Annotated in this window: 15 protein-coding genes; 5 read left to right on the top strand and 10 right to left on the bottom strand. The window is 70.8% G+C overall.

Annotation, left to right across the window (positions count from 1 at the left end):
- Positions 1–5: 5 nt before the first annotated feature.
- The 5 genes from AC2XR2_RS35800 to AC2XR2_RS35820 all read right to left on the bottom strand — a co-directional run bounded on the left by AC2XR2_RS35800 (position 6) and on the right by AC2XR2_RS35820 (position 7,594).
- Entirely contained in the window at positions 6–965 is a 960-nt protein-coding gene (locus AC2XR2_RS35800; protein ID WP_330263503.1) for an HpcH/HpaI aldolase/citrate lyase family protein, read from the bottom strand.
- Positions 962–3,040 (bottom strand): protein meaA, encoded by a 2,079-nt coding sequence (locus tag AC2XR2_RS35805; RefSeq protein ID WP_449349250.1) that lies wholly within the window; start codon positions 3,038–3,040, stop codon positions 962–964. Before AC2XR2_RS35805 ends, AC2XR2_RS35800 begins: the two co-directional genes overlap by 4 nt.
- Positions 3,041–3,057: 17 nt before the next feature.
- On the bottom strand, positions 3,058–4,401 hold the full coding sequence (ccrA, locus tag AC2XR2_RS35810) for a crotonyl-CoA carboxylase/reductase (RefSeq protein ID WP_381306996.1): 1,344 nt from the start codon (positions 4,399–4,401) through the stop codon (positions 3,058–3,060).
- 411 nt (positions 4,402–4,812) lie between these two features.
- On the bottom strand, positions 4,813–5,628 hold the full coding sequence (locus AC2XR2_RS35815; RefSeq protein WP_491517318.1) for a TetR family transcriptional regulator: 816 nt from the start codon (positions 5,626–5,628) through the stop codon (positions 4,813–4,815).
- Positions 5,629–5,788: 160 nt separating this feature from the next.
- Positions 5,789–7,594, bottom strand: coding sequence for a 3-hydroxyacyl-CoA dehydrogenase family protein (locus AC2XR2_RS35820; RefSeq protein ID WP_491517319.1), 1,806 nt, complete (start codon positions 7,592–7,594; stop codon positions 5,789–5,791).
- Positions 7,595–7,972: 378 nt separating this feature from the next.
- Here AC2XR2_RS35820 and AC2XR2_RS35825 point away from each other — a divergent pair, with 378 nt between their 5' ends.
- Positions 7,973–8,572, top strand: a complete 600-nt coding sequence (locus tag AC2XR2_RS35825; protein ID WP_123764041.1) for an adenylosuccinate lyase — start codon at positions 7,973–7,975, stop codon at positions 8,570–8,572.
- Here AC2XR2_RS35825 and AC2XR2_RS35830 read toward each other — a convergent pair.
- The 4 genes from AC2XR2_RS35830 to AC2XR2_RS35845 all read right to left on the bottom strand — a co-directional run bounded on the left by AC2XR2_RS35830 (position 8,553) and on the right by AC2XR2_RS35845 (position 12,336).
- Positions 8,553–9,080 carry a GNAT family N-acetyltransferase gene (locus tag AC2XR2_RS35830; protein WP_449349386.1) on the bottom strand — a complete coding sequence of 176 codons (528 nt, stop codon included), beginning with the start codon at positions 9,078–9,080 and terminating at the stop codon, positions 8,553–8,555. The two genes, AC2XR2_RS35825 and AC2XR2_RS35830, sit on opposite strands and share 20 nt — an antisense overlap.
- Before the next feature lie 41 nt (positions 9,081–9,121).
- Complete coding sequence (locus AC2XR2_RS35835; protein ID WP_381307004.1) at positions 9,122–9,520, bottom strand: RidA family protein; 399 nt, start codon at positions 9,518–9,520, stop codon at positions 9,122–9,124.
- A 56-nt stretch (positions 9,521–9,576) separates the two neighbouring features.
- Positions 9,577–11,163 carry an alpha/beta hydrolase gene (locus AC2XR2_RS35840; protein ID WP_491517320.1) on the bottom strand — a complete coding sequence of 529 codons (1,587 nt, stop codon included), beginning with the start codon at positions 11,161–11,163 and terminating at the stop codon, positions 9,577–9,579.
- A gap of 135 nt (positions 11,164–11,298) precedes the next feature.
- Positions 11,299–12,336 (bottom strand): Rv2578c family radical SAM protein, encoded by a 1,038-nt coding sequence (locus tag AC2XR2_RS35845; RefSeq protein WP_330263495.1) that lies wholly within the window; start codon positions 12,334–12,336, stop codon positions 11,299–11,301.
- A gap of 134 nt (positions 12,337–12,470) precedes the next feature.
- On the opposite strand from AC2XR2_RS35845, the gene AC2XR2_RS35850 reads away from it, so the two are divergent.
- The 4 genes from AC2XR2_RS35850 (at position 12,471) to AC2XR2_RS35865 (ending at position 18,866) form a co-directional block, all read left to right on the top strand.
- A complete protein-coding gene (locus AC2XR2_RS35850) occupies positions 12,471–12,914 on the top strand; it encodes an SRPBCC family protein (RefSeq protein ID WP_330263494.1) in 444 nt (147 codons plus the stop codon).
- Positions 12,915–13,062: 148 nt separating this feature from the next.
- Positions 13,063–15,420, top strand: coding sequence for an MFS transporter (locus AC2XR2_RS35855; protein WP_491517321.1), 2,358 nt, complete (start codon positions 13,063–13,065; stop codon positions 15,418–15,420).
- Positions 15,421–15,551: 131 nt separating this feature from the next.
- On the top strand, positions 15,552–18,005 hold the full coding sequence (locus AC2XR2_RS35860; RefSeq protein ID WP_491517322.1) for an ATP-binding SpoIIE family protein phosphatase: 2,454 nt from the start codon (positions 15,552–15,554) through the stop codon (positions 18,003–18,005).
- A 135-nt stretch (positions 18,006–18,140) separates the two neighbouring features.
- Complete coding sequence (locus AC2XR2_RS35865; protein WP_491517323.1) at positions 18,141–18,866, top strand: class I SAM-dependent methyltransferase; 726 nt, start codon at positions 18,141–18,143, stop codon at positions 18,864–18,866.
- Positions 18,867–18,915: 49 nt separating this feature from the next.
- Here AC2XR2_RS35865 and AC2XR2_RS35870 read toward each other — a convergent pair whose 3' ends face one another.
- Positions 18,916–20,079 carry an acyltransferase family protein gene (locus tag AC2XR2_RS35870; RefSeq protein ID WP_491517324.1) on the bottom strand — a complete coding sequence of 388 codons (1,164 nt, stop codon included), beginning with the start codon at positions 20,077–20,079 and terminating at the stop codon, positions 18,916–18,918.
- Positions 20,080–20,149: the final 70 nt, after the last annotated feature.

Raw genomic sequence — 20,149 nt, forward strand, 5'->3', positions numbered from 1 at the left:
CGCGCTCAGGCCTCCGGGATCTCGAACTTGGAGGTGCGCTGCATGCCGGCCGCGCGTCCCTTGCCGGAGATGACCAGGGCCATCTTGCGGCTGGCCTCGTCGATCATCTCGTCGCCGAGCATCGCCGAGCCCTTCTTGCCGCCCGCCTCGGACGTGTAGTAGTCGTACGCGTCCAGGATCAGCTCGGCGTGGTCGTAGTCCTCCTGGGAGGGCGAGAAGATCTCGTTGGACGCCTCGACCTGGCCCGGGTGCAGCACCCACTTGCCGTCGAAACCGAGCGCGGCGGCGCGCTGGGCGACCTCGCGGTAGCCGTCGATGTTGCGGATCTGGAGGTAGGGGCCGTCGATCGCCTGGAGGTTGTTGGCGCGGGCGGCCATCAGGATCTTCATCAGGATGTAGTGGTAGGCGTCCGCCGGGTAGCCGGGCGGCTGCTCGCCCACGACCAGCGACTTCATGTTGATCGACGCCATGAAGTCGGCCGGGCCGAAGATGATCGTCTCGACACGTTGACTGGCTTGAGCGATCTCATTGACGTTGTTGAGGCCCTGCGCGTTCTCGATCTGCGCCTCGATGCCGATCTTGCCGAGCTCGAAGCCCATCGTCTTCTCGATCTGCGTCAGCAGGAGATCGAGGGCGACGATCTGCTGGGCGTCCTGCACCTTCGGCAGCATGATGCAGTCGAGGTTCTGGCCGGCCCCTTCGACGACCGTGACGACATCGCGGTACGTCCACTCGGTCGTCCAGTCGTTGACCCGCACGACCCTCGTCTTGCCGGTCCAGTCACCCTCGTTGAGGAACTTGACGATGGTGTGCCGCGCCTCGGGCTTGGCGAGCGGGGCGCACGCGTCCTCCAGGTCGAGGAAGACCTGGTCCGCCGGGAGGCCCTGCGCCTTCTCCAGGAAGCGGGGGTTGCTTCCCGGTACCGCGAGACACGAGCGGCGGGGACGCAGACGGTTGACGGTCATGCGGGGACCTCCAGGGGGTCGAGCTTGTTCGCGTTGCGGATCTCGTCGACGATCCGGCCGATGATTCCGGTGATGTCGAAGTCCTTCGGGGTGAAGACCGCGGCCACGCCGGCTGCCCGCAGCTGCTCGGCATCTCCATTGGGGATGATCCCACCGGCGATGACAGGTATATCTGTGGCACCGGCCACACGGAGCCGTTCGAGGACGTCCGGAACCAGCTGCGCGTGCGAGCCGGACAGGATCGACAGGCCGACCGCGTGCACGTCCTCCGCGAGGGCCGCGTCCACGATCTGCTCCGGGGTCAGCCGGATGCCTTGGTAGACCACCTCGAAGCCGGCGTCACGCGCGCGCACCGCGATCTGCTCGGCCCCGTTGGAGTGCCCGTCCAGACCCGGCTTGCCGACCAGGAAGCGCAGCTTGCCGACGCCGAGGTCCTTCGCCGTGAGGTCCACCTTCCGGCGCACCTCGGCCATCGCCGAGCCCTCCTCCGCGGGGACCGCGACCGGCGCCGACGAGACGCCCGTGGGCGCCCGGAACTCCCCGAACACCTCCCGCAGCGCTCCGGCCCACTCACCGGTCGTGGCACCCGCGCGGGCGCACTCCAGGGTGGCCTCCATGAGGTTGCCGGTGCCGCGCGCGGCCTCCTTCAGCTTCTCCAGCGCCTTGCACGGGCGCGGGTGGTTGAAGGGCGGCTGGTAGCGGGTGTCGCGCCAGTTCTGGAGCGACGCGATGACCCGGGCCTCGACAGCTGGATCGACTGTCTGGATCGCTTGATCGAGATCCGCGGTCAAGGGATTCGGCTCGGTCGTGTTGAAGATGTTGACGCCCACGATCTTCTCTTGACCGGACTCAATACGAGCCCGCCGCTCGGCGTGCGACGAGACGAGCTGCGACTTCAGGTAGCCCGACTCGACGGCCGCCATGGCGCCGCCCATCTCCTGGATCCGCTCGATCTCCGCGAGGGACTCCTCGACGAGCTTCGCGACCTTCGCCTCGATGACGTGCGAGCCCTCGAAGATGTCCTCGTACTCCAGCAGGTCGCTCTCGTGGGCGAGGACCTGCTGGATGCGCAGCGACCACTGCTGGTCCCAGGGCCGGGGCAGACCCAGCGCCTCGTTCCAGGCCGGCAGCTGCACGGCACGCGCGCGTGCGTCCTTGGAGAGGGTCACGGCCAGCATCTCGAGGACGATCCGCTGGACGTTGTTCTCCGGCTGCGCCTCGGTCAGCCCGAGGGAGTTGACCTGGACGCCGTACCGGAAGCGGCGGTGCTTGGGGTTCTGGATGCCGTACCGCTCCAGCGTGATCCGGTCCCAGATGCGGCCGAAGGCGCGCATCTTGCACATCTCCTCGATGAAGCGGACGCCCGCGTTCACGAAGAAGGAGATCCGGCCGACGACGTCGCCCATGCGCTCCTGCGGCACCTGGCCGGAGTCCCGGACGGCGTCCAGGACCGCGATCGCCGTGGACATCGCGTACGCGATCTCCTGGACCGGTGTGGCGCCCGCCTCTTGCAGGTGGTAGCTGCAGATGTTGATCGGGTTCCACTTGGGCAGGTGGGAGACCGTGTACGCGATCATGTCCGTCGTCAGGCGGAGCGAGGGCCCCGGCGGGAAGACGTGCGTCCCCCGGGACAGGTACTCCTTGACGATGTCGTTCTGGGTCGTGCCCTGGAGCTTGGTGATGTCCGCACCCTGCTCCTCGGCGACGACCTGGTAGAGCGCCAGCAGCCACATGGCGGTGGCGTTGATCGTCATCGAGGTGTTCATCTGCTCCAGGGGGATGTCCTGGAACAGCCGGCGCATGTCACCGAGGTGCGCGATCGGCACGCCGACCCGGCCCACCTCGCCGCGGGCGAGGATGTGGTCGGAGTCGTAGCCGGTCTGGGTCGGCAGGTCGAAGGCGACCGACAGACCCGTCTGGCCCTTGGCGAGGTTGCGCCGGTACAGCTCGTTGGACGCCTCGGCCGTGGAGTGACCGGCGTACGTGCGCATGAGCCACGGCCGGTCCTTTTCCCTTTGCGCCTGCGGCGCAGGCGCGGGCTCCCTTGCCCCGTCGGCGTTCTGACGCTCAGTCATCTATGACCCCGGGTGTCTCAGATGTTGCGGAAGCGGTTGATGGCGTCGATGTGCTGGGCGCGCATCTCCTCGTCGCGCACGCCGAGACCCTCCTCGGGGGCGAGGCACAGCACGCCGACCTTGCCCTGGTGGAGGTTGCGGTGCACGTCGTAGGCCGCCTGGCCGGTCTCCTCCAGGGAGTACACCTTGGAGAGAGTCGGGTGGATCTTGCCCTTCGCGATGAGCCGGTTGGCCTCCCAGGCCTCGCGGTAGTTGGCGAAGTGCGAGCCGATGATCCGCTTCAGGGACATCCACAGGTAGCGGTTGTCGTACTCGTGCATGTAGCCCGAGGTCGAGGCGCAGGTGGTGATGGTGCCGCCCTTGCGGGTGACGAAGACGGAGGCGCCGAAGGTCTCGCGGCCGGGGTGCTCGAAGACGATGTCGATGTCCTCGCCGCCGGTGAGCTCACGGATGCGCTTGCCGAAGCGCTTCCACTCCTTGGGGTCCTGGGTCCGCTCGTCCTTCCAGAACTTGTAGCCCTCGGCGTTGCGGTCGATGATCGCCTCGGCGCCCATCGAGCGGCAGATGTCCGCCTTCTGGTCGCTGGAGACGACACAGATCGGGTTGGCGCCGCCGGCGAGGGCGAACTGCGTGGCGTACGACCCGAGTCCACCGCTCGCGCCCCAGATCAGGACGTTGTCGCCCTGCTTCATGGCGGCGCCGTTGCGGGAGACGAGCTGCCGGTACGCGGTCGAGTTCACGAGCCCCGGGGCGGCGGCCTCCTCCCAGCTGAGGTGGTCCGGCTTCGGCATCAGCTGGTTGGACTTGACAAGTGCGATCTCTGCCAGGCCGCCGAAGTTGGTCTCGAAGCCCCAGATGCGCTGCTCGGGGTCGAGCATGGTGTCGTTGTGGCCGTCGCTCGACTCCATCTCGACCGACAGGCAGTGCGCGACGACCTCGTCACCGGGCTTCCAGGCGTTGACGCCGGGGCCGGTGCGCAGGACGACGCCCGCGAGGTCGGAGCCGATGATGTGGTACGGCAGGTCGTGGCGCTTGGCCAGGTCGTTGGTACGGCCGTAGCGCTCCAGGAAGCCGAAGGTCGAGAGCGGCTCGAAGATCGAGGTCCACACCGAGTTGTAGTTGACACTCGATGCCATGACGGCGACCAGGGCCTCGCCCGGGCCGAGTTCGGGCACGGGCACGTCGTCGAGGTGGATCGACTTGCGCGGGTCCTTGTCGCGGGTCTCCAGGCCCGCGAACATCTCCGTCTCGTCCTTGTGCACGGTGATCGCGCGGTACGACTCGGGGAGCGGCAGTGCGGCGAAGTCGGCCGGAGTCGAGTCCGGCGACTGGATCGCGTCCAGGATGTCCTTCACGGTCACGGTGTTGCCTCCGGCGAATGGCGTCTTGAGGGGAGACGCTGAGGGTTACGTCGGTGCCGTCGGTTCGGCGGTGGTGCTGTTCGGCAGCGCTTTGTGGCGCGGGAGGTTGCCTGTGACGCAGGCGTCCGGGCGGGCAAATCGATGACTTGCTGGGACAGCCGACGTACGAAAGGTCTCTGCACGCCGGCCGCCCGGACACCCTCAACGTAAGACACCGCGTGCCACCGCGCAAGGCACTGAGTGCCATGGATTGCTCTCAGATGAAATCTTTACGTAACAAATGAGCGATGATCGATCGAACGGGGCTCGGAAGCTGCCTGAAATGGGCCCCTGACATGCCAAAACGGCCACCCCGAAGGGTGGCCGTCATCACAGCCGTCACCGGCCGTCCATAGAGCGACGAGGAGCCGCTCAGCGCTCCTTGAGCACCTGCTCGATGGCCCGCATCACCTCGTCGAGCGGCGCGTCGGTGCGAGCCACGGCCACCAGCACCTCGCCCTGGGACGTCACCGCGGCGGGAGCCGGCCGCGGTGCGGTGCCGGTGTCCCGCCCCGCTCCGATGCCCGTCCCGAAGGTCTTCTGCACGATCGCGAAGGCGTGGTCCAGCTGCGCCTCCACGTCCCCCTGGCCCCCGGCCCGCAGCCACCGCCGCAGCACGTGGTTGTGGGCCGTGACCACGGCGGACGCGGCGACCTCCGCGAGCAGCGGGTCGTCGTTGGCGTCGTCGTCGTGGGCGTGCTCGTCGAAGTGCCCGAGCAGGTACCGCGTGAACAGCCGCTCGTACCGGGCCACCGACGCGATCTCCGCCTCCCGCAGCGTCGGCACCTCGCGCGTCAGCTTGTAGCGGGCGACGGAGATCTCCGGCCGGGCCGCGTACATCTTCATGACTTCCTTGATGCCACGGCACACCGTGTCGAGCGGATGCTCGTGCGCCGGCGCCGCGTTGAGCACCGCCTCGGCCCTGATCAGCGTGTCGTCGTGGTCGGGGAAGATCGCCTCTTCCTTGGAGCGGAAGTGGCGGAAGAAGGTGCGGCGGGCGACTCCGGCCGCGGCCGCGATCTCGTCGACGGTGGTCGCCTCGTACCCCTTGGTGGCGAACAGCTCCATCGCGGCGGCCGCCAGTTCGCGGCGCATCTTGAGCCGCTGGGCGGCCGCGCGGCTGCCGGCGGCACTCTCCGGCGCGTCGGGCGTGGCTGGTGTACGGGACGACTTGGCGGGCTGGGGCATGACCCGAACGTACTGCATGTGCGCAGGTTGGCGCGCGTGTCCCGGGTTTGTCCCGCCCGGCACCGGCGGGGCGCCGCCGGGTGCCGCGGGCAGGGGAGGGCTGCCCGGACCGAGCAGTCCACCCCAGTCCTCGGCGCCGCCGAACCAGTCGCCGACGTGCTCAGCGGCGGGCATATTCGCGGAAGCCACGGCCGGTCTTGCGGCCGAGGCAGCCCGCGGCCACCAGGTGCTCCAGGAGCGGGGCCGGAGCCAGACCCGGGTCGCGGAACTCGCGGTGCAGGACCTTCTCGATCGCGAGCGAGACGTCGAGCCCGACGACGTCCAGGAGCTCGAAGGGGCCCATCGGGTAGCCGCCGCCCAGCTTCATCGCCGCGTCGATGTCGTCAAGAGACGCGTAGTGTTCCTGCACCATCTTGATCGCGTTGTTGAGGTACGGGAAGAGCAAGGCGTTCACGATGAAGCCCGCGCGGTCGCCGCAGTCGACCGCGTGCTTCTTGATCCGTGCACACACCTCGTGGACCGTCGAGTGGACGTCCTCGGCCGTCAACACCGTACGGACGACCTCGACGAGCTTCATCGCGGGCGCCGGGTTGAAGAAGTGCATGCCGATCACGTCCTGCGGGCGCGAGGTGGCGCGGGCGCAGGCGACGACGGGCAGCGAGGAGGTCGTGGTGGCCAGGACCGCGCCCGGCTTGCAGACCTTGTCCAGGGCGGCGAACAGCTGCTGCTTGATCTCCAGGTCCTCGGCGACCGCCTCGACGGCCAGGTCGACGTCCGCGAAGGACTCGTACGAGCCCGCCGCGGTGATCCGGTCCAGGGTCTGCGCGGCCGCCTCCGCGGTCATCCGGCCCTTGTCGACGGAGCGCGAAAGCGACTTGCCGATACGGGCCTTCGCGGTCTGCGCCTTCTCCTCGCTGCGGGCCGCGAGGACGACCTCGTAGCCGGCCTTGGCGAAGACCTCGGCGATCCCGGACGCCATGGTCCCGGAGCCGGCGACGCCGACCGAGCGGATCTCGCGGCCCTGGGCCCGCGAGGAGCTCTCCAGAGGCGTCAGCGCGTCCCGCACGACCGTGGCACTGCCCGGGGTCTCGTACGTGTAGAAGCCGCGTCCCGACTTACGGCCCGTCAGGCCCGCCTCGCTGAGCTGCTTGAGGATCGGCGCGGGGGCGTGCAGCCGGTCGTGGGACTCGGCGTACATGGCCTCCAGGACCGTGCGCGCGGTGTCGACGCCGATCAGGTCCAGCAGGGCCAGGGGGCCCATCGGCAGACCGCAGCCGAGCCGCATCGCCGCGTCGATGTCCTCGCGGGAGGCGTACTTGGCCTCGTACATCGCGGCCGCCTGGTTGAGGTAGCCGAACAGCAGCCCGTCCGCCACGAAGCCGGGCCGGTCGCCGACCGCGACGGGCTCCTTGCCGAGGTCAAGGGCGAGGTTGGTGACCGCGGTGACCGCGGCCGGCGCGGTGAGCACCGAGGAGACGACCTCGACCAGCTTCATCGCCGGCGCCGGGTTGAAGAAGTGCAGGCCCAGCACCCGCTCCGGGCGGGCCGAGTCGGCGGCCAGCCGGGTCACCGACAGGGCGTTGGTCCCGGTCGCGAGGATCGTCTCCGGACGCACGATCCCGTCGAGCTCGCGGAAGATCTGGTGCTTGATCTCGTACGACTCCGGAGCCACCTCGATGACGAGGTCGGCGTCGGCCGCCGCACGCAGGTCGGTGGAGGTGCGGACGCGGGCGAGGACGTCCGCGCGCTCCTGCTCGGTGAGCCGGCCGCGCTCCACGGCACGGGCGGTCGCGGCCTCCAGGACGGCGACCGCCTTGGCGGTCTGCGCCTCGCTGATGTCGATGCCGACGACCTCGCGGCCGGCCTTGGCGAGGACCTCGGCGATGCCGGTGCCCATGGTGCCGAGACCGACGACGGCGATCGTCCGGAGCGGGGACAGGGAGGGGTCGGACAGGGGAGTGGCCATCGCGGAACTCCAGGAATGAGGGTGACGACTGGGAGCGCGACCCGGTACGCCGAAGGGCGCACCGGGTGCGTTGAGGAACTGCGGAACGCGGGTGTTGCCGGGCTGCTGGCGCACACGCCCGGGCCGTCGTCACGGGCCTTGCACAGGCCCGGAGAACGGGGGATGCCGACCGGCCCTGTCCCAGGCCGGGTCGTACTGGTGGTACCCGAGGTACCGAACCGACTGCTCTCGCGGCGGCTGCGTCACCAGGCCACCGCAAGGAGTTCCACGAGTGGGTAACTCGCTCGTCTGAGCTTAACCGGTGGGTAACGAGCGCGCCAGCCCCCGGATTTGTGATGTACGTCCCGCGCGCCGGGCGGGCCCCCTAACCTCGGGTTCATGGACGAAGAGTTGCGATCGCTCACGGAGCGCTTACGGCAGGAGGCGGGGGCGTCGGCCGCCCTGGACCGGCTGGTGGCGACCGAGGACCTCGACGAGCTGGCCGGAGTGCTCACCGCGCCCGGACAGCCGCTGTGGGCCCGGGAACTGGCCGCGTTCCGGCTCGGTCTCGCCGGGGACCGCCGGGCCTTCGAGTCGCTCGTCCTGCTGCTCAACCACCGCGATCCACCGCGCTGTGCCACCGCCGCGTACGCACTCGCCCGCCTCGGAGACCCGCGCACCGCCCGCGCGGCCGCCGCCCTCGCCACCAATGAACTCCGGGTCGCCTACGCCCTGCACCCGGTCCGGCTGCTCGCGCACCTGCGCGCCCCCGAGTCGGTACCCGCGCTGATCACCACGCTGGAACGCCGGCTGCGCCCGCACGACCCGTACCGACGGGTGGCGCTCGCCTGCGTGGAGGGCCTCGGCACCCTGGCCGACACCCGGGCCAGACCCGTGCTGAACGAGGCCCTGGCGCATCCGGCGCTCGCGGAGGCGGCGGTGCGGGCGCTGGCGCGGATTCCCGGGCAGCGGGGAGGTGTCAGAGGGACAGGTCCTTGACGTACCGCACCTCGGGCACCGGGACCCCGTCCACCTCGTAGGGATCCTCCGCGCCGTCGGGCCGGAAGCCCTGGCGTTCGTAGAAGCGCCGGGCGCGGGTGTTGCCCTTGACGACCCACAGGAGCATGCGGGGGTGGCCGGCAGCCGTACAGCGGCGCACGGACTCCTGGAGCAGGGCGTGTCCGAGGCCGCTGCCGTACCGCCGGGCGTCCACGTAGATCGCGTACAACTCGGCGTCCTTCGTGCGGACTTCGCCGTCGCGGTAGGGGCCGTGGCAGGCCCAGCCGAGGATCTGGCCATCCCGCTCGGCGACCAGGTCCACCACGTCTCCCCCGCCCTGCCCGAACCGGGCCCGGCGGCGCTCGGCGTCCTCGGACACGCTGAGGGCGTCGAGGAACGGCTGGGGCATGAGTCCCCGGTACGCGCTCTGCCAGCCCCGGATCCGGATCTCGGAGACACGGTCGCAGTCGGTGAGGGTCATCTCGCGGACGAGGAGAGGGGCTTCCATGACGGCACCCTAGGCAGCCGCCGCCCGACCCGGCCTCCGATTTACCCGGGCAGCACCGCGAACGCCTCGACCTCCATCAGGAACTCCGGCCGCACCAGCCCCGCCACCTGGACCGCCGAAGCCGCCGGCAGGCGGTCGTCGGGTATGTGCTCGGCGCGGGCCGCGCGGAGGGCCGGCAGGTCGGCCAGGTCCGTGACGAAGCAGGTGAGCTTGACGACGTCCTCGAACGTCGCCCCGGCGGCGGCCAGGCAGCGGCGGAGGTTCTCGAAGACCTGGCGGGCCTGGGCCTCGGCGTCTCCCTCGCCGACCAGCCCGCCGTCCTCGTCGAGGGCCACCTGGCCCGAGATCGCGACGAAACGGCCGCGGCCCAGCACCACGTGGGAGTACTGGGCCGCGGGGGCGACCCCGTCGGGGGCGGGAATCCTGGTCAGCTCGCTCATGGGTCCATGGTGGACCACACCACTGACAACGCCGTCCCCGACGGAGCGTCAGGCACTCAGCCCCGGAAGCCGAGCAGCCCGTGCAGCGCCGCGCCCCGCGAGGACGTCGACGCCGCCTTGGCGGTCAGCGGCTTCGGGTCGGGCAGCGCCTTGCACACCGCGTCGGCCTCACCGTGTCCGCGCGGCACCTTGCCGTCGGTCAGATAAGCGGTCAGGTACTTGTCCAGGCACGCGTTTCCGCTCAGCGTGATGCCGTGGTTCCCGCCGCCCTGCTCGACGACCAGGCTGGAGCCGGCCAGCAGCCGGTGGACCGTCGCGCCGCCCTGGTACGGGGTGGCCGCGTCGTTCGTCGCCTGGAAGAGCAGCGCCGGCGGCAGCTTGCCGTTGGCGATGTTCACCGGCTTCAGCGAGCCCGTCGGCCAGAACGCGCACGGCGCGTTGTACCAGGCGTTGCTCCACGCCATGAACGGAGCCTTCTCGTACACCCGCCAGTTGTCCTTCTGCCACTGCCGCCAGTCGCGCGGCCAGGAGGCGTCACGGCACTGCACCGAGGCGTAGACGCTGTAGCCGTTGTCCCCGGCCGCGTCCACGGCGGCGAAGTTCTCGTAGGCCTCGACCAGCGGGTCGGCGTTCTTCTTGTTCACGTACGCGGAGAACGCCTCGGCCAGATAGGGCCAGTAGCCGTTGTAGTAGCCGCCCGGGATGAAGGTGTCCTCCAGCTCCGAGGCGCCCACCTTGCCGCCCGCGGGCTTCTTGGCGAGGGCCGCCCGCATGGCGTACCACTTGGCCTCGATCCTCTCCGGGTCGGTGCCGAGCTTGTACGTGGCGTCGTACTTGGCGATCCAGGCCATCAGGGCGCGGTGCCGGTCGTTGAAGGCGTAGTCCTGGCCGAGGTTGTCCTCGTACCAGACGCCGGTCGGGTCCACGATCGAGTCCAGGACCAGGCGGCGCACCTGGTGCGGGAAGAGCTTGGCGTAGACCGCGCCCAGGTAGGTGCCGTACGAGTAGCCGAAGTAGTTGATCCGCTGCGCGCCGAGTGCCCGGCGGATCGAGTCCATGTCCTGCACGGCGCTGACGGTGTCGATGTACGGCAGCACGCTCGCGTACTTGCGGCCGCAGGCGGCGGCGAAGGCCTTGACGCGCTTGAGGTTGGCCCGCTCGATCGCGGGAGTGCCCGGTACGGAGTCCGGGCGCACCGGGTTGAAGTAGCCCGGCTTGCAGTCGAGGGCCGGCTTGCTCCTGCCGACGCCTCGCGGATCGAAGCCGATGACGTCGTACTGGGCCGCGACCGCCTTGGGCAGGCCGGAGGCGATGAAGCCGGCGAAGGTCAGACCGCTGCCGCCGGGGCCGCCGGGGTTGACCAGGAGCGGACCCTGGTACTTCTTCGCGGTGTGCCGGACGCGGGACAGTGCGAGGGTGATCTGCCGTCCGCGCGGGTTCGCGTGATCGAGCGGCACCTTCAGGGACGCGCACTGGAGCGTCGGGTGGTCTGCGGTGCCGCACTTCTTCCAGACGAGCTCGGCAGCCCGAGCGGCCTGCGGGGACTGCGGGGGCTGTTGGGCACCGGCCTCGGCGGGGACCGCGGTGAAGGTCCCGGCCACGACGACCGCGGCGCCGCACAGCACGGCTGCGCGTTTTCTCATGAAGTCCTCCCAGGACGGAGGGTTTCGGGCCGCGAGGGTCACGGTCCACGCCGCATCGTCCCGGAAAGTACGCCCGGAAGAACGTGTTCTGACAATACTTGACCCAATTGGGCCGAATGATGCGCTCGAACGCTCTCAGATCAACGTGAGTTGGGTCGGTTCGGACATCGGCTCGACCTCGGGTTCCGGCTCCCGGATCCGCCGCGGCATGCCCGCGCCCGCGGGACCGATGCCGTACTCCTGTGCCAGCTCGTGGACCTGACGGGTGATCCGGCGCTGGTACCACTTCGGGGCGTAGGCGCCGTCCGCGTAGAGCCGCTCATATCGGCGTACCAGATACGGGTGCTCCCGGTTCAGCCAGGCCATGAACCACTCCCGGGCGCCCGGCCGCAGATGCAGCACCAGCGGGGTGACCGAGGTGGCCCCCGCGGCGGCGATCGCGCGCACGGTCGCCCGCAGCTGCGCGGGATGGTCGCTCAGGAACGGGATCACCGGCGCCATCAGCACCCCGCACCCGATGCCGTGCTCGCCCAGCGTCCGTACGACGTCCAGGCGCCGCTCCGGCGCCGGGGTGCCCGGCTCCACGGTGCGCCACAGCTCGCCGTCGGTGAAGCCCACCGAGACCGAGATGCCGACGTCCGTCACCTCGGCCGCCTGCTTCAGCACGTCCAGGTCGCGCAGGATCAGCGTGCCCTTGGTCAGGATCGAGAAGGGGTTCGCCCGGTCGCGCAGGGCGGCGAGGATGCCCGGCATCAGCCGGTAGCGGCCCTCCGCGCGCTGGTAGCAGTCGACATTGGTGCCCATCGCTATGTGGTCGCCGGTCCAGCGGCGCGAGGCCAGCTGGCGGCGCAGCAGATCGGGCGCGTTGACCTTGACCACGATCTGCGAGTCGAAGCCGAGGCCGGTGTCCAGGTCCAGGTAGCTGTGGGTCTTGCGGGCGAAGCAGTACACACACGCGTGGGTGCACCCCCGGTAGGGGTTGACCGTCCACTCGAAGGGCATGCGGGAGGCGCCCGGCACCCGGTTGATGATCGAGCGGGCCCGGATCTCGTGGAACGTGATCCCGGCGAACTCGGGCGTGTCGAAGGTACGGCTGACCACCGCGTCGGCGCCGAAGAGGGCGGCGTCGGCCCGTCCGTGTTCCGCGGACTCGGTGAGGTTCTCCCAGCGCATGAGGCCTCCTCGGTAGCACTGCCCTTCGAGTGAAACACTTGTTCGAATTTCTGTGCAACCCCGATTTGGGCGCCCGTGGGCGGGGGTGGTTGGCTTGCTCCAAGCCCGAGAACTTGAAGTCCTGGAGGAAGTCGATGGCGCAGGTCGAGGCCACTACGGAGCGGATCGTCGCGGCGGACGCGGAGAAGGTGTTCGACGCCGTCGCCGACTACAGCGGCACCCGTGGCAAGGTGCTGCCCGAGCAGTTCAGCGAGTACGAGGTCCGTGAGGGCGGCGACGGCGAGGGCACCCTCGTGCACTGGAAGCTCCAGGCCACCAGCAAGCGGATCCGCGACTGCCTCCTGGAGGTCACCGAGCCCACCGACGGCGAGCTCGTCGAGAAGGACCGCAACTCCTCCATGGTCACCGTCTGGCGGGTCACCCCGGCCGGCGAGGGCAAGTCCCGCGTCGTCGTGACCACCACCTGGGACGGGGCCGGCGGCATCGGCGGCTTCTTCGAGAAGACCTTCGCACCCAAGGGCCTCGGCAGGATCTACGACGCCCTCCTCGACCGGCTCGCCGCCGAGGTCGAGAAGTAAGTCCCCGGCGTCCGGGAGATGTTGATCTCGGTCACCGGATCGAGTGGATCTCCGTCCGGCGCCCTGATCTGCCGTAACTCGTCACGCTTGTTCGTAGTTGTCGCCTAAAGCGGGAATTGCGTGACAGGCGTGACGAGGGGAGCGGCAGGTGGGCGTGACGACTCCGGCGTACGAGGAACGGGTCGAAGCGCCACCGGCCGCTCCCGACCGGCCCGTCGGACTCGGCCCGCGCCGGGTGCGGTTGGTCTTCTTCGCACTGACGCTCGCGCTGCTGCTCGCCGCGCTGGAGCAGATGATCGTCGCCACCGCGCTCCCCGAGATCGTCGGTGAGCTGCACGGCCTCGACCGCATGTCCTGGGCGATCACCGCCTACCTGCTCACCGCCACCGTCGGACTGCCGGTCTACGGCAAGCTCGGCGACCTGCTCGGCCGCAAGGGCGTCTTCCAGTTCGCGATCGTGGTGTTCGTCATCGGCTCGGCGCTCGCCGGACGGGCCGGGACCATGGACCAGTTGATCGCCTTCCGCGCGGTCCAGGGCGTCGGCGCCGGCGGCCTCATGACCGGTGTGCAGGCGATCATCGCCGACATCGTGCCGCCCCGGCGACGCGGCCGCTTCATGGGCCTGATCGGCGCCGCCTTCGGACTCGCCTCCGTCGCCGGCCCGCTGCTCGGCGGCTGGTTCACGGACCACCTCTCCTGGCGCTGGTGCTTCTACGTCAACGTCCCCTTCGGCCTGGTCACCCTCGCCGTCGTGACCGCCGTCCTCAAGCTCCCGAGGCCCACGGCCAAGCCCCGCTTCGACGTCCTCGGCGCGCTCCTGCTCGCCGCCGCCTCCACCTGCCTGGTGCTGCTGACCAGTTGGGGCGGCACCGAGTACGCCTGGGACTCCCGGGTCGTCCTCGGACTCGGCGCCGGAGCGGCCGCCTCCGCGGCCCTCTTCCTCGTCGCCGAGCACTTCGCCGCCGAACCCCTGATCCCGCTGCGGCTGTTCAGGGACCCCGTCTTCAACGTCACCGGCCTGGTGGGCCTGGTGATCGGCGTCGCGCTCTTCGGCGCGGCCGGCTACCTGCCGACCTACCTCCAGATGGTCGACGGCGCGGGCGCCACCGAGTCCGGGCTGCTGATGCTGCCCATGATGGCCGGAATCGTCGGCGCCTCCATCGTCTGCGGACAACTCGTCAGCCACACCGGCCGCTACAAGATCTGGCCCGTCCTCGGCAGCGCCCTCTCCGTCCTCGGCATGTGGCTGCTGTCCCGCCTCGATGCCGACACACCCCGGCTGCACTACAGCCTCTGGATGGCCGTCCTCGGCGCCGGGATCGGCATGGTGATGCCGGTGCTGGTCCTCGCCGTGCAGAACTCCGTCCGCCCCGCCGACCTCGGCACCGCCACCAGCGCCAACAACTACTTCCGGCAGATCGGCGGCAGCGTCGGAGCGGCGGTCTTCGGCACCCTCCTCACCCACCGGCTCGCCGACGCGCTCACCGGTGAACTGCCCACCGGCACCGGGCTGCCCGACCCCGAGTCCCTCACCCCGCAGCTCGTCCACGCCCTGCCCCCGGCGCTGCGCGACGGCTACGTGAGGGCCTACGCCGAAGCCATGCCGAGGATCTTCCTCTACCTCGTACCGGTCCTCGTCCTCGGCCTGCTCATCGCCTTCTTCCTCAAGGAGAAACCGCTGATGCCGCACCACGCCCCCGAGACGGAGACCCCGCCGGTCCCGCAGGCGCGCTCGCCCCGCCCCGCGCGAGTCCCCGTCCACGGCACCGTCCGGCACTCCGACGGGACCGCCGTGCCGAGGGCCGCGCTCACCCTCATCGACATGGCCGGGGCGCAGGTCGGGCGGAGCGCCGCCGGCGAGGACGGGCGGTACAGGCTGCCGACGCCCGGACCGGGGTCGTACGTCCTCATCGCCGCCGCGGGCGGCCACCAGCCGCAGGCGGTCTCCGTGACCGTCGGCGAGCGGCCGGTCGACCTCGACATCGTGCTCGGCGGCAGCGCCGGACGGCTGACGGGCCGGGTGCGGACCGCCGACGGCACCCCCGTGCGGGACGCCGCCGTCACCCTCACCGACGCGCACGGCGAGGTCGTCGCCACCACCCGCAGCGGACCCGAGGGCACCTACGTCGTCACCGAACTGCCCGCCGGGGAGTACACCCTCGCCGCCGGCGCGTCCGGGTTCCGCCCCGCCGCGCTCCCCGTCACCCTCCGGGCCGCCCGGGAGACCCGCCAGGACGTCGAGCTCACGGGCGGCGCCCTGCTGCGCGGCACCGTGCGGGCGGGCGGGGGACGGCCGGTCGAGGACGCGCGCGTGACGCTCCTCGACACGGCCGGCAACGTCGTGGACACCCTGACCACCGGACCCGACGGCACCTTCCGCTTCGCCGACCTGGCCTCCGGCGAGTACACCGTGATCGCCGCCGGATACCCGCCGGTCGCCACCGTGCTGCGGACGGCCGGGGGCGGCCACACCGAACGGGACCTCCACCTGCGGCACGAGGACTGACAGGGCGTCAGCGCCGGGCGCGCGCCGGAGCGGGCGGACCGGACCAATTCCCGCATTGCCGCACACCGTGACCGACCGGCGCCGTACGGTGGAGCAGGCGGCACAGATCTTGCGGAGAGAGGGCCTGGGCCATGGACCGAGGCACCGAGCGGGGCGGAGCTGGGCACGGCGCGGCGGACGGCCACGCCTCGGCCGGGCGGGTCCCGCTGGCCGTGGTCGTGGTGGACCGCGTCGGCCTGGTGTCCCACTGGAGCCGGGGCGCGGGGCGGCTGTTCGGCGTGACCAAGGAGCAGGCCATCGGCCGCCCGGCCGCCGATCTGCTGCCCGTCTCCGGAGCGCTCCCCGACGACGGGGACACCCGGCCCTACGGCGTCCACGCGGCCTACGACGGCCTCGGACCCGACCTGGAGTCGTCCCTCGACGGCGGGCTCTCCTACCCGGCCGCGGGCCGCGCCCGCCTCACCCTCCCGGGAGCGGACCGCGCCGACGTCCTGTGGTGGGCCTACCCGCTGGTGGGCCCCGGCCAGGAGCGCCTGCTGGTCCTCGCCGCCGACGCGGACGGACTCCACCGGGACCTCGACCTGGACGAGGGCACCGGGGCCGTCGAGCGGATCGCGCCCGCCTTCGCCCTGCACACCGACTTCCCCGGCGCCGACGAACTCGCCCGCCGGCTCCCCGAGATCCTGCCCAGCATGAGCGTGGGCGAGAGTGCCCGCATCGTCGCGCAGATCCTCGAACTGGGCTATCCCGTCCTGGAGTTCAGCCAGAACGACCGGGTGCCCGTCACCCCCGACTGGGGCGTGCCCCGGCGTGCCGAGCGCAAGGCCCGCCGCGAGCGGGCGGCCAGGGCGGCCGCCGAGGGCCTGCCGCTGCCGCAGGACGCGCTCGACGAGGGCGAGGACCTCGAGTACGTCGCCGTACGCGAGCGCCTGGAGTTCCTCAACGAGGTCAGCGGGAAGATCGGCACCTCACTCGACCTGTCCCGCACCATCGTCGAGGTCAGCAAGGCGGTCGTCCCGCGCTTCACCGACGTCGCCGGCACCTATCTGCGCGAACAGGTCGTCGCCGGCGAGGGCTTCCCCGACGGCGTGCCCGACACCACCACCATGTGGCACCGGGTCGCCCTCGAACACACCGACGAACCCGGCCGCTGGGACGACGTGGTGCCGGTCGGCGAGGCCATGCCGTTCCCCGCGCACACCCCGTTCTTCCAGTGCATGACCAGCGGCGAGCCCGTCCTGGTGCCGCGCATCAGCGAGCAGATGGGCCACGCCATCGCCTCGCAGTTCGAGAAGCGGGACATCCGGCCGCTGATCACCGGCCGCTCGATGCTCGTCGTGCCGCTGAAGGCCCGCAATGTGGTCCTCGGGTTCATGATCCTGCTCCGGCACCCCGAGCGCGTCGAGTTCAACGACATGGACCGGGTCACCGGCGCCGAACTCGCCGCCCGCGCGGGCCTCGTGCTCGACAACGCGCGCATGTACACCTTCCAGGAGTCCGTCGCCGAGACCCTCCAGGACAGCATGCTGCCGCACATCCCGCCGCGCATGGCGGGCTGCGACATCGCCACCCGCTACCTCCCCGGCACGCTTCTCGGACGTGTCGGCGGCGACTGGTTCGACTCCGTCAAGCTGCCCGGCGCCCGCACCGCCCTGGTCGTCGGCGACGTCATGGGACACGGCCTCAACTCGGCCGCCATGATGGGCCAGTTGCGTACGGCCGTACAGACCATGGCCGCGCTCGACCTGCCCCCGGCCCAGCTGCTGCGCAACCTCGACGACCTCGCCCAGCGGCTCGGCGACAGCTACCTCGCGACCTGTCTCTACGCCGTCTACGACCCGATCGCGAGCGAACTCCACATCGCCAACGCGGGCCACATCCCGCCGGTGATCGTGCGGGCCTCGGACGGGCGCAGCGAGCTGCTCGAACTGCCCACGGGTGCGCCCATCGGCGTCGGAGGGGTGCCCTTCGAGGCCGTACGCGTGCGCGTGGAGCCCGGTGACCGGCTGCTGATGTGCACCGACGGCCTGGTGGAGGTGCGGGGCGAGGACATCGGTGTGGGGCTCGCGACACTCACCGAGTCCGCGGCGCACCCGGCCGCCTCCATGGACGACGCCTGCGACGCGATCATCCGGGCGCTGAACACGCGGGGCGGGCGCAAGGACGACGTGGCACTGCTGATGGCCCGCCTCAACGGCATCGCACCCGACGACGTCGCCGAGTGGCGGATCCGGCTCGATCCCGCCGAGGTGGGGCGCGCCCGGGCCGCGGTACGCGAGCAGCTCCATGACTGGGGGCTCGTGAAACTGGCCGACGGCGCCGAGCTGATGGTGAGCGAGCTGGTCACCAACGCCGTACGGCACTCGCATCGGCGGCCCGTCGAACTGCGGTTGGTGCGGGGGGACACGCTGCTGTGCGAGGTCGACGACGATGACCACGACCTGCCCAACCTGCTGAGCGCGGGGCCGGCCGACGAGCAGGGGCGGGGGCTGCGGGTCGTGAGCACCTTGGCGCGGGAGTGGGGTGCGAGCCGTACGAAGGCGGGGAAGACCGTCTGGTTCGAACTGACCCTGCCCCGCCGCTGATTGGTCCACGGGCGCGCGTTTCTCGAACTCACAGTGAAGGAATGCGCCATGCGCTTGTTCGCGTGACCCCGGCGCGATACACCGTACTGGCCCGCCAAGTGTGGCGGGTTTGTGTCGCATCCTGGGGAGTTGGGCATGAGCGTGACGGGTCGGTACCGGGAGTCCTGGGAGGGGTTCTGGCGGGAGGCTCCGGGGCGGCAGGGGGCCGTGTTCTGGGACGCGGAGCCGGTGTTGACCTCCGGGGTCCATCTCGCCCACTTCGAGCCGCTGCTGATCGATCCCGGGCTGCCGCTGGTGGACCTGGGCTGTGGGAACGGCACCCAGAGTCGTTTTCTCGCCGCCCACTTCACCCAGGTGATCGGCGTCGACCTGTCCGCCGCCGCTCTCGACCGCGCGCGCGACGCCGACCCCGACGAGCAGGTGACCTACCGGCAGCTGGACGCCTCCGACAAGGCCGAGCCGGAGAGCCTGCACGCCGAACTCGGGGACGCCAACGTGTACATGCGGGGCGTGCTGCACCAGGCCGCCCCCGAGGACCGCCAGCAGATGGTCGACTCGATCGCCACCCTCCTCGGGGAGCGGGGCAGGGCCTTCCTCGTCGAGCTGTCCGAGGCCGCCAAGCCCGTCCTCGTGGGACTCGCGCAGAGCGCCGACGGGCCGCCCGCCAAACTGGCACCCATTTTCCGCCACGGCATCGTGCCCGGCGAGGTGGCCGACGACGCGGTGCCCGTGTACCTCGGGGCGGCCGGGCTGGCGATCGTGGCGAGCGGAGAACTGCCGCTGATCACCACGGAGTACCGGGCCGACGGCACCCGGATCGAGCTGCCCTCGAAGTGGTGGGTGGTGGGGCGCCCCACCTGACGGACGGGTGGGGGTGGGTGCCCGCCGCGTCCGGTACCGCTGCGAACGCCTACCGGCGCCTTTGAGTGGGCACCCGGCCCGCCTCCGGCTCGGTCTTCCGGAACGCCCACTCCATCCGCGGCTCCATCACACACCGGAAGACCCGCCGCACCGGCGCGGTGCACAGCGCGGTCACCACCACCCCGGCGACCAGGGTGACGGCGATCTCGCCGAGCGGGGTGTGCGGCCACCGGTGGGCCGCCCAGTCGAAGTGGTTGCCGGCCTGGACGACGAAGCCGTGCAGCAGATAGCCGTACAGCGTGCCCGCGCCCAGCGTCGTGAACCACATCCGGCGCCCCGGCACCCAGGACAGGAAGCAGGAGACCAGGACCAGGGAGCAGCCGAAGAGGGCCAGCGTCATGAGCGGGCCGTACCAGGCGGGCACCCCGAAGTGCTCGGCGGCGTCGCGGTGGAAGAACCACGCGTAGTCCATGCGCGGCACCGCCCAGTACGAGAACACCACCGCGGCCGCGAACACCGGGAGCGCGAGCAGCCGTACCCGCCACTGCCGGACCAGCGAGAAGTGCTCGGGCCGCAGGCACAGGCCCAGCACGAAGTACGGCAGGAACTGGAGGGTGCGTTGGAGGTCGAGGTCGTTGCCGATGGACGGGCTGAGGGTGGCGAGCGCGGCGACCGTGAGCGCGATCGGCAGCGGCCACCGCACACTGCGCCAGATCGGCGTGGTCAGCCGCCAGATGAACAGCGCGGCCAGGAACCACGTCAGGTACAGCGGGTCGAGCAGGCTGACCGGGCGGTCCGGGACACCGTCGGACCAGCGGGTGAAAAGGGTGTACGCCGTCTCGAACACGACATACGGGACGACGACCCCGGTGACCAGGCGCTTGATCTTCGCCGGACTCGCGTCGAAGGTGCGCGAGAAGTAGCCCGAGATGATGATGAACGCCGGCATGTGGAAGGCGTAGACGATCGTGTACAGCGCGGTGACGGCCCGGCTGTCGGAGCGCAGCGGCTCCCAGGCGTGACCCATCGCGACCAGCACGATCGCCAGGTACTTGGCGTTGTCGAAGAACGCGTCGCGCTGCTTCGGGCGTACGGACGGGTTCCCCGGCGCGGCGGTCGCCTCGGGCGCGCCGGTCGCCTCGGGCGTCTGGGACGCCTTGGGGGCCGCCGTCGTCCGGCGTGCCGGCTGTACGGGCTGTGCGGTGTCGCTCACGCTGCTCCCTGTCCGTCTCCTGTGGAACCCGCGAGGGAGGATACGCGTCTTCCAGGGGTTGCCGGTGCGG

The sequence above is a fragment of the Streptomyces sp. LS-MS-L19 genome (assembly GCF_058382285.1).

What these genes read in the sequence shown, in the direction of transcription:
- AC2XR2_RS35840 (WP_491517320.1), bottom strand. Translation starts at nt 11,163, where the DNA reads ATGAGAAAACGCGCAGCCGTGCTGTGCGGCGCCGCGGTCGTCGTGGCC.
- AC2XR2_RS35800 (WP_330263503.1), bottom strand. Translation starts at nt 965, where the DNA reads ATGACCGTCAACCGTCTGCGTCCCCGCCGCTCGTGTCTCGCGGTACCG.
- AC2XR2_RS35865 (WP_491517323.1), top strand. Translation starts at nt 18,141, where the DNA reads ATGAGCGTGACGGGTCGGTACCGGGAGTCCTGGGAGGGGTTCTGGCGG.
- AC2XR2_RS35835 (WP_381307004.1), bottom strand. Translation starts at nt 9,520, where the DNA reads ATGAGCGAGCTGACCAGGATTCCCGCCCCCGACGGGGTCGCCCCCGCG.
- AC2XR2_RS35830 (WP_449349386.1), bottom strand. Translation starts at nt 9,080, where the DNA reads ATGGAAGCCCCTCTCCTCGTCCGCGAGATGACCCTCACCGACTGCGAC.
- AC2XR2_RS35860 (WP_491517322.1), top strand. Translation starts at nt 15,552, where the DNA reads ATGGACCGAGGCACCGAGCGGGGCGGAGCTGGGCACGGCGCGGCGGAC.
- AC2XR2_RS35820 (WP_491517319.1), bottom strand. Translation starts at nt 7,594, where the DNA reads ATGGCCACTCCCCTGTCCGACCCCTCCCTGTCCCCGCTCCGGACGATC.
- AC2XR2_RS35850 (WP_330263494.1), top strand. Translation starts at nt 12,471, where the DNA reads ATGGCGCAGGTCGAGGCCACTACGGAGCGGATCGTCGCGGCGGACGCG.
- AC2XR2_RS35815 (WP_491517318.1), bottom strand. Translation starts at nt 5,628, where the DNA reads ATGCCCCAGCCCGCCAAGTCGTCCCGTACACCAGCCACGCCCGACGCG.
- AC2XR2_RS35805 (WP_449349250.1), bottom strand. Translation starts at nt 3,040, where the DNA reads ATGACTGAGCGTCAGAACGCCGACGGGGCAAGGGAGCCCGCGCCTGCG.
- AC2XR2_RS35845 (WP_330263495.1), bottom strand. Translation starts at nt 12,336, where the DNA reads ATGCGCTGGGAGAACCTCACCGAGTCCGCGGAACACGGACGGGCCGAC.
- AC2XR2_RS35825 (WP_123764041.1), top strand. Translation starts at nt 7,973, where the DNA reads ATGGACGAAGAGTTGCGATCGCTCACGGAGCGCTTACGGCAGGAGGCG.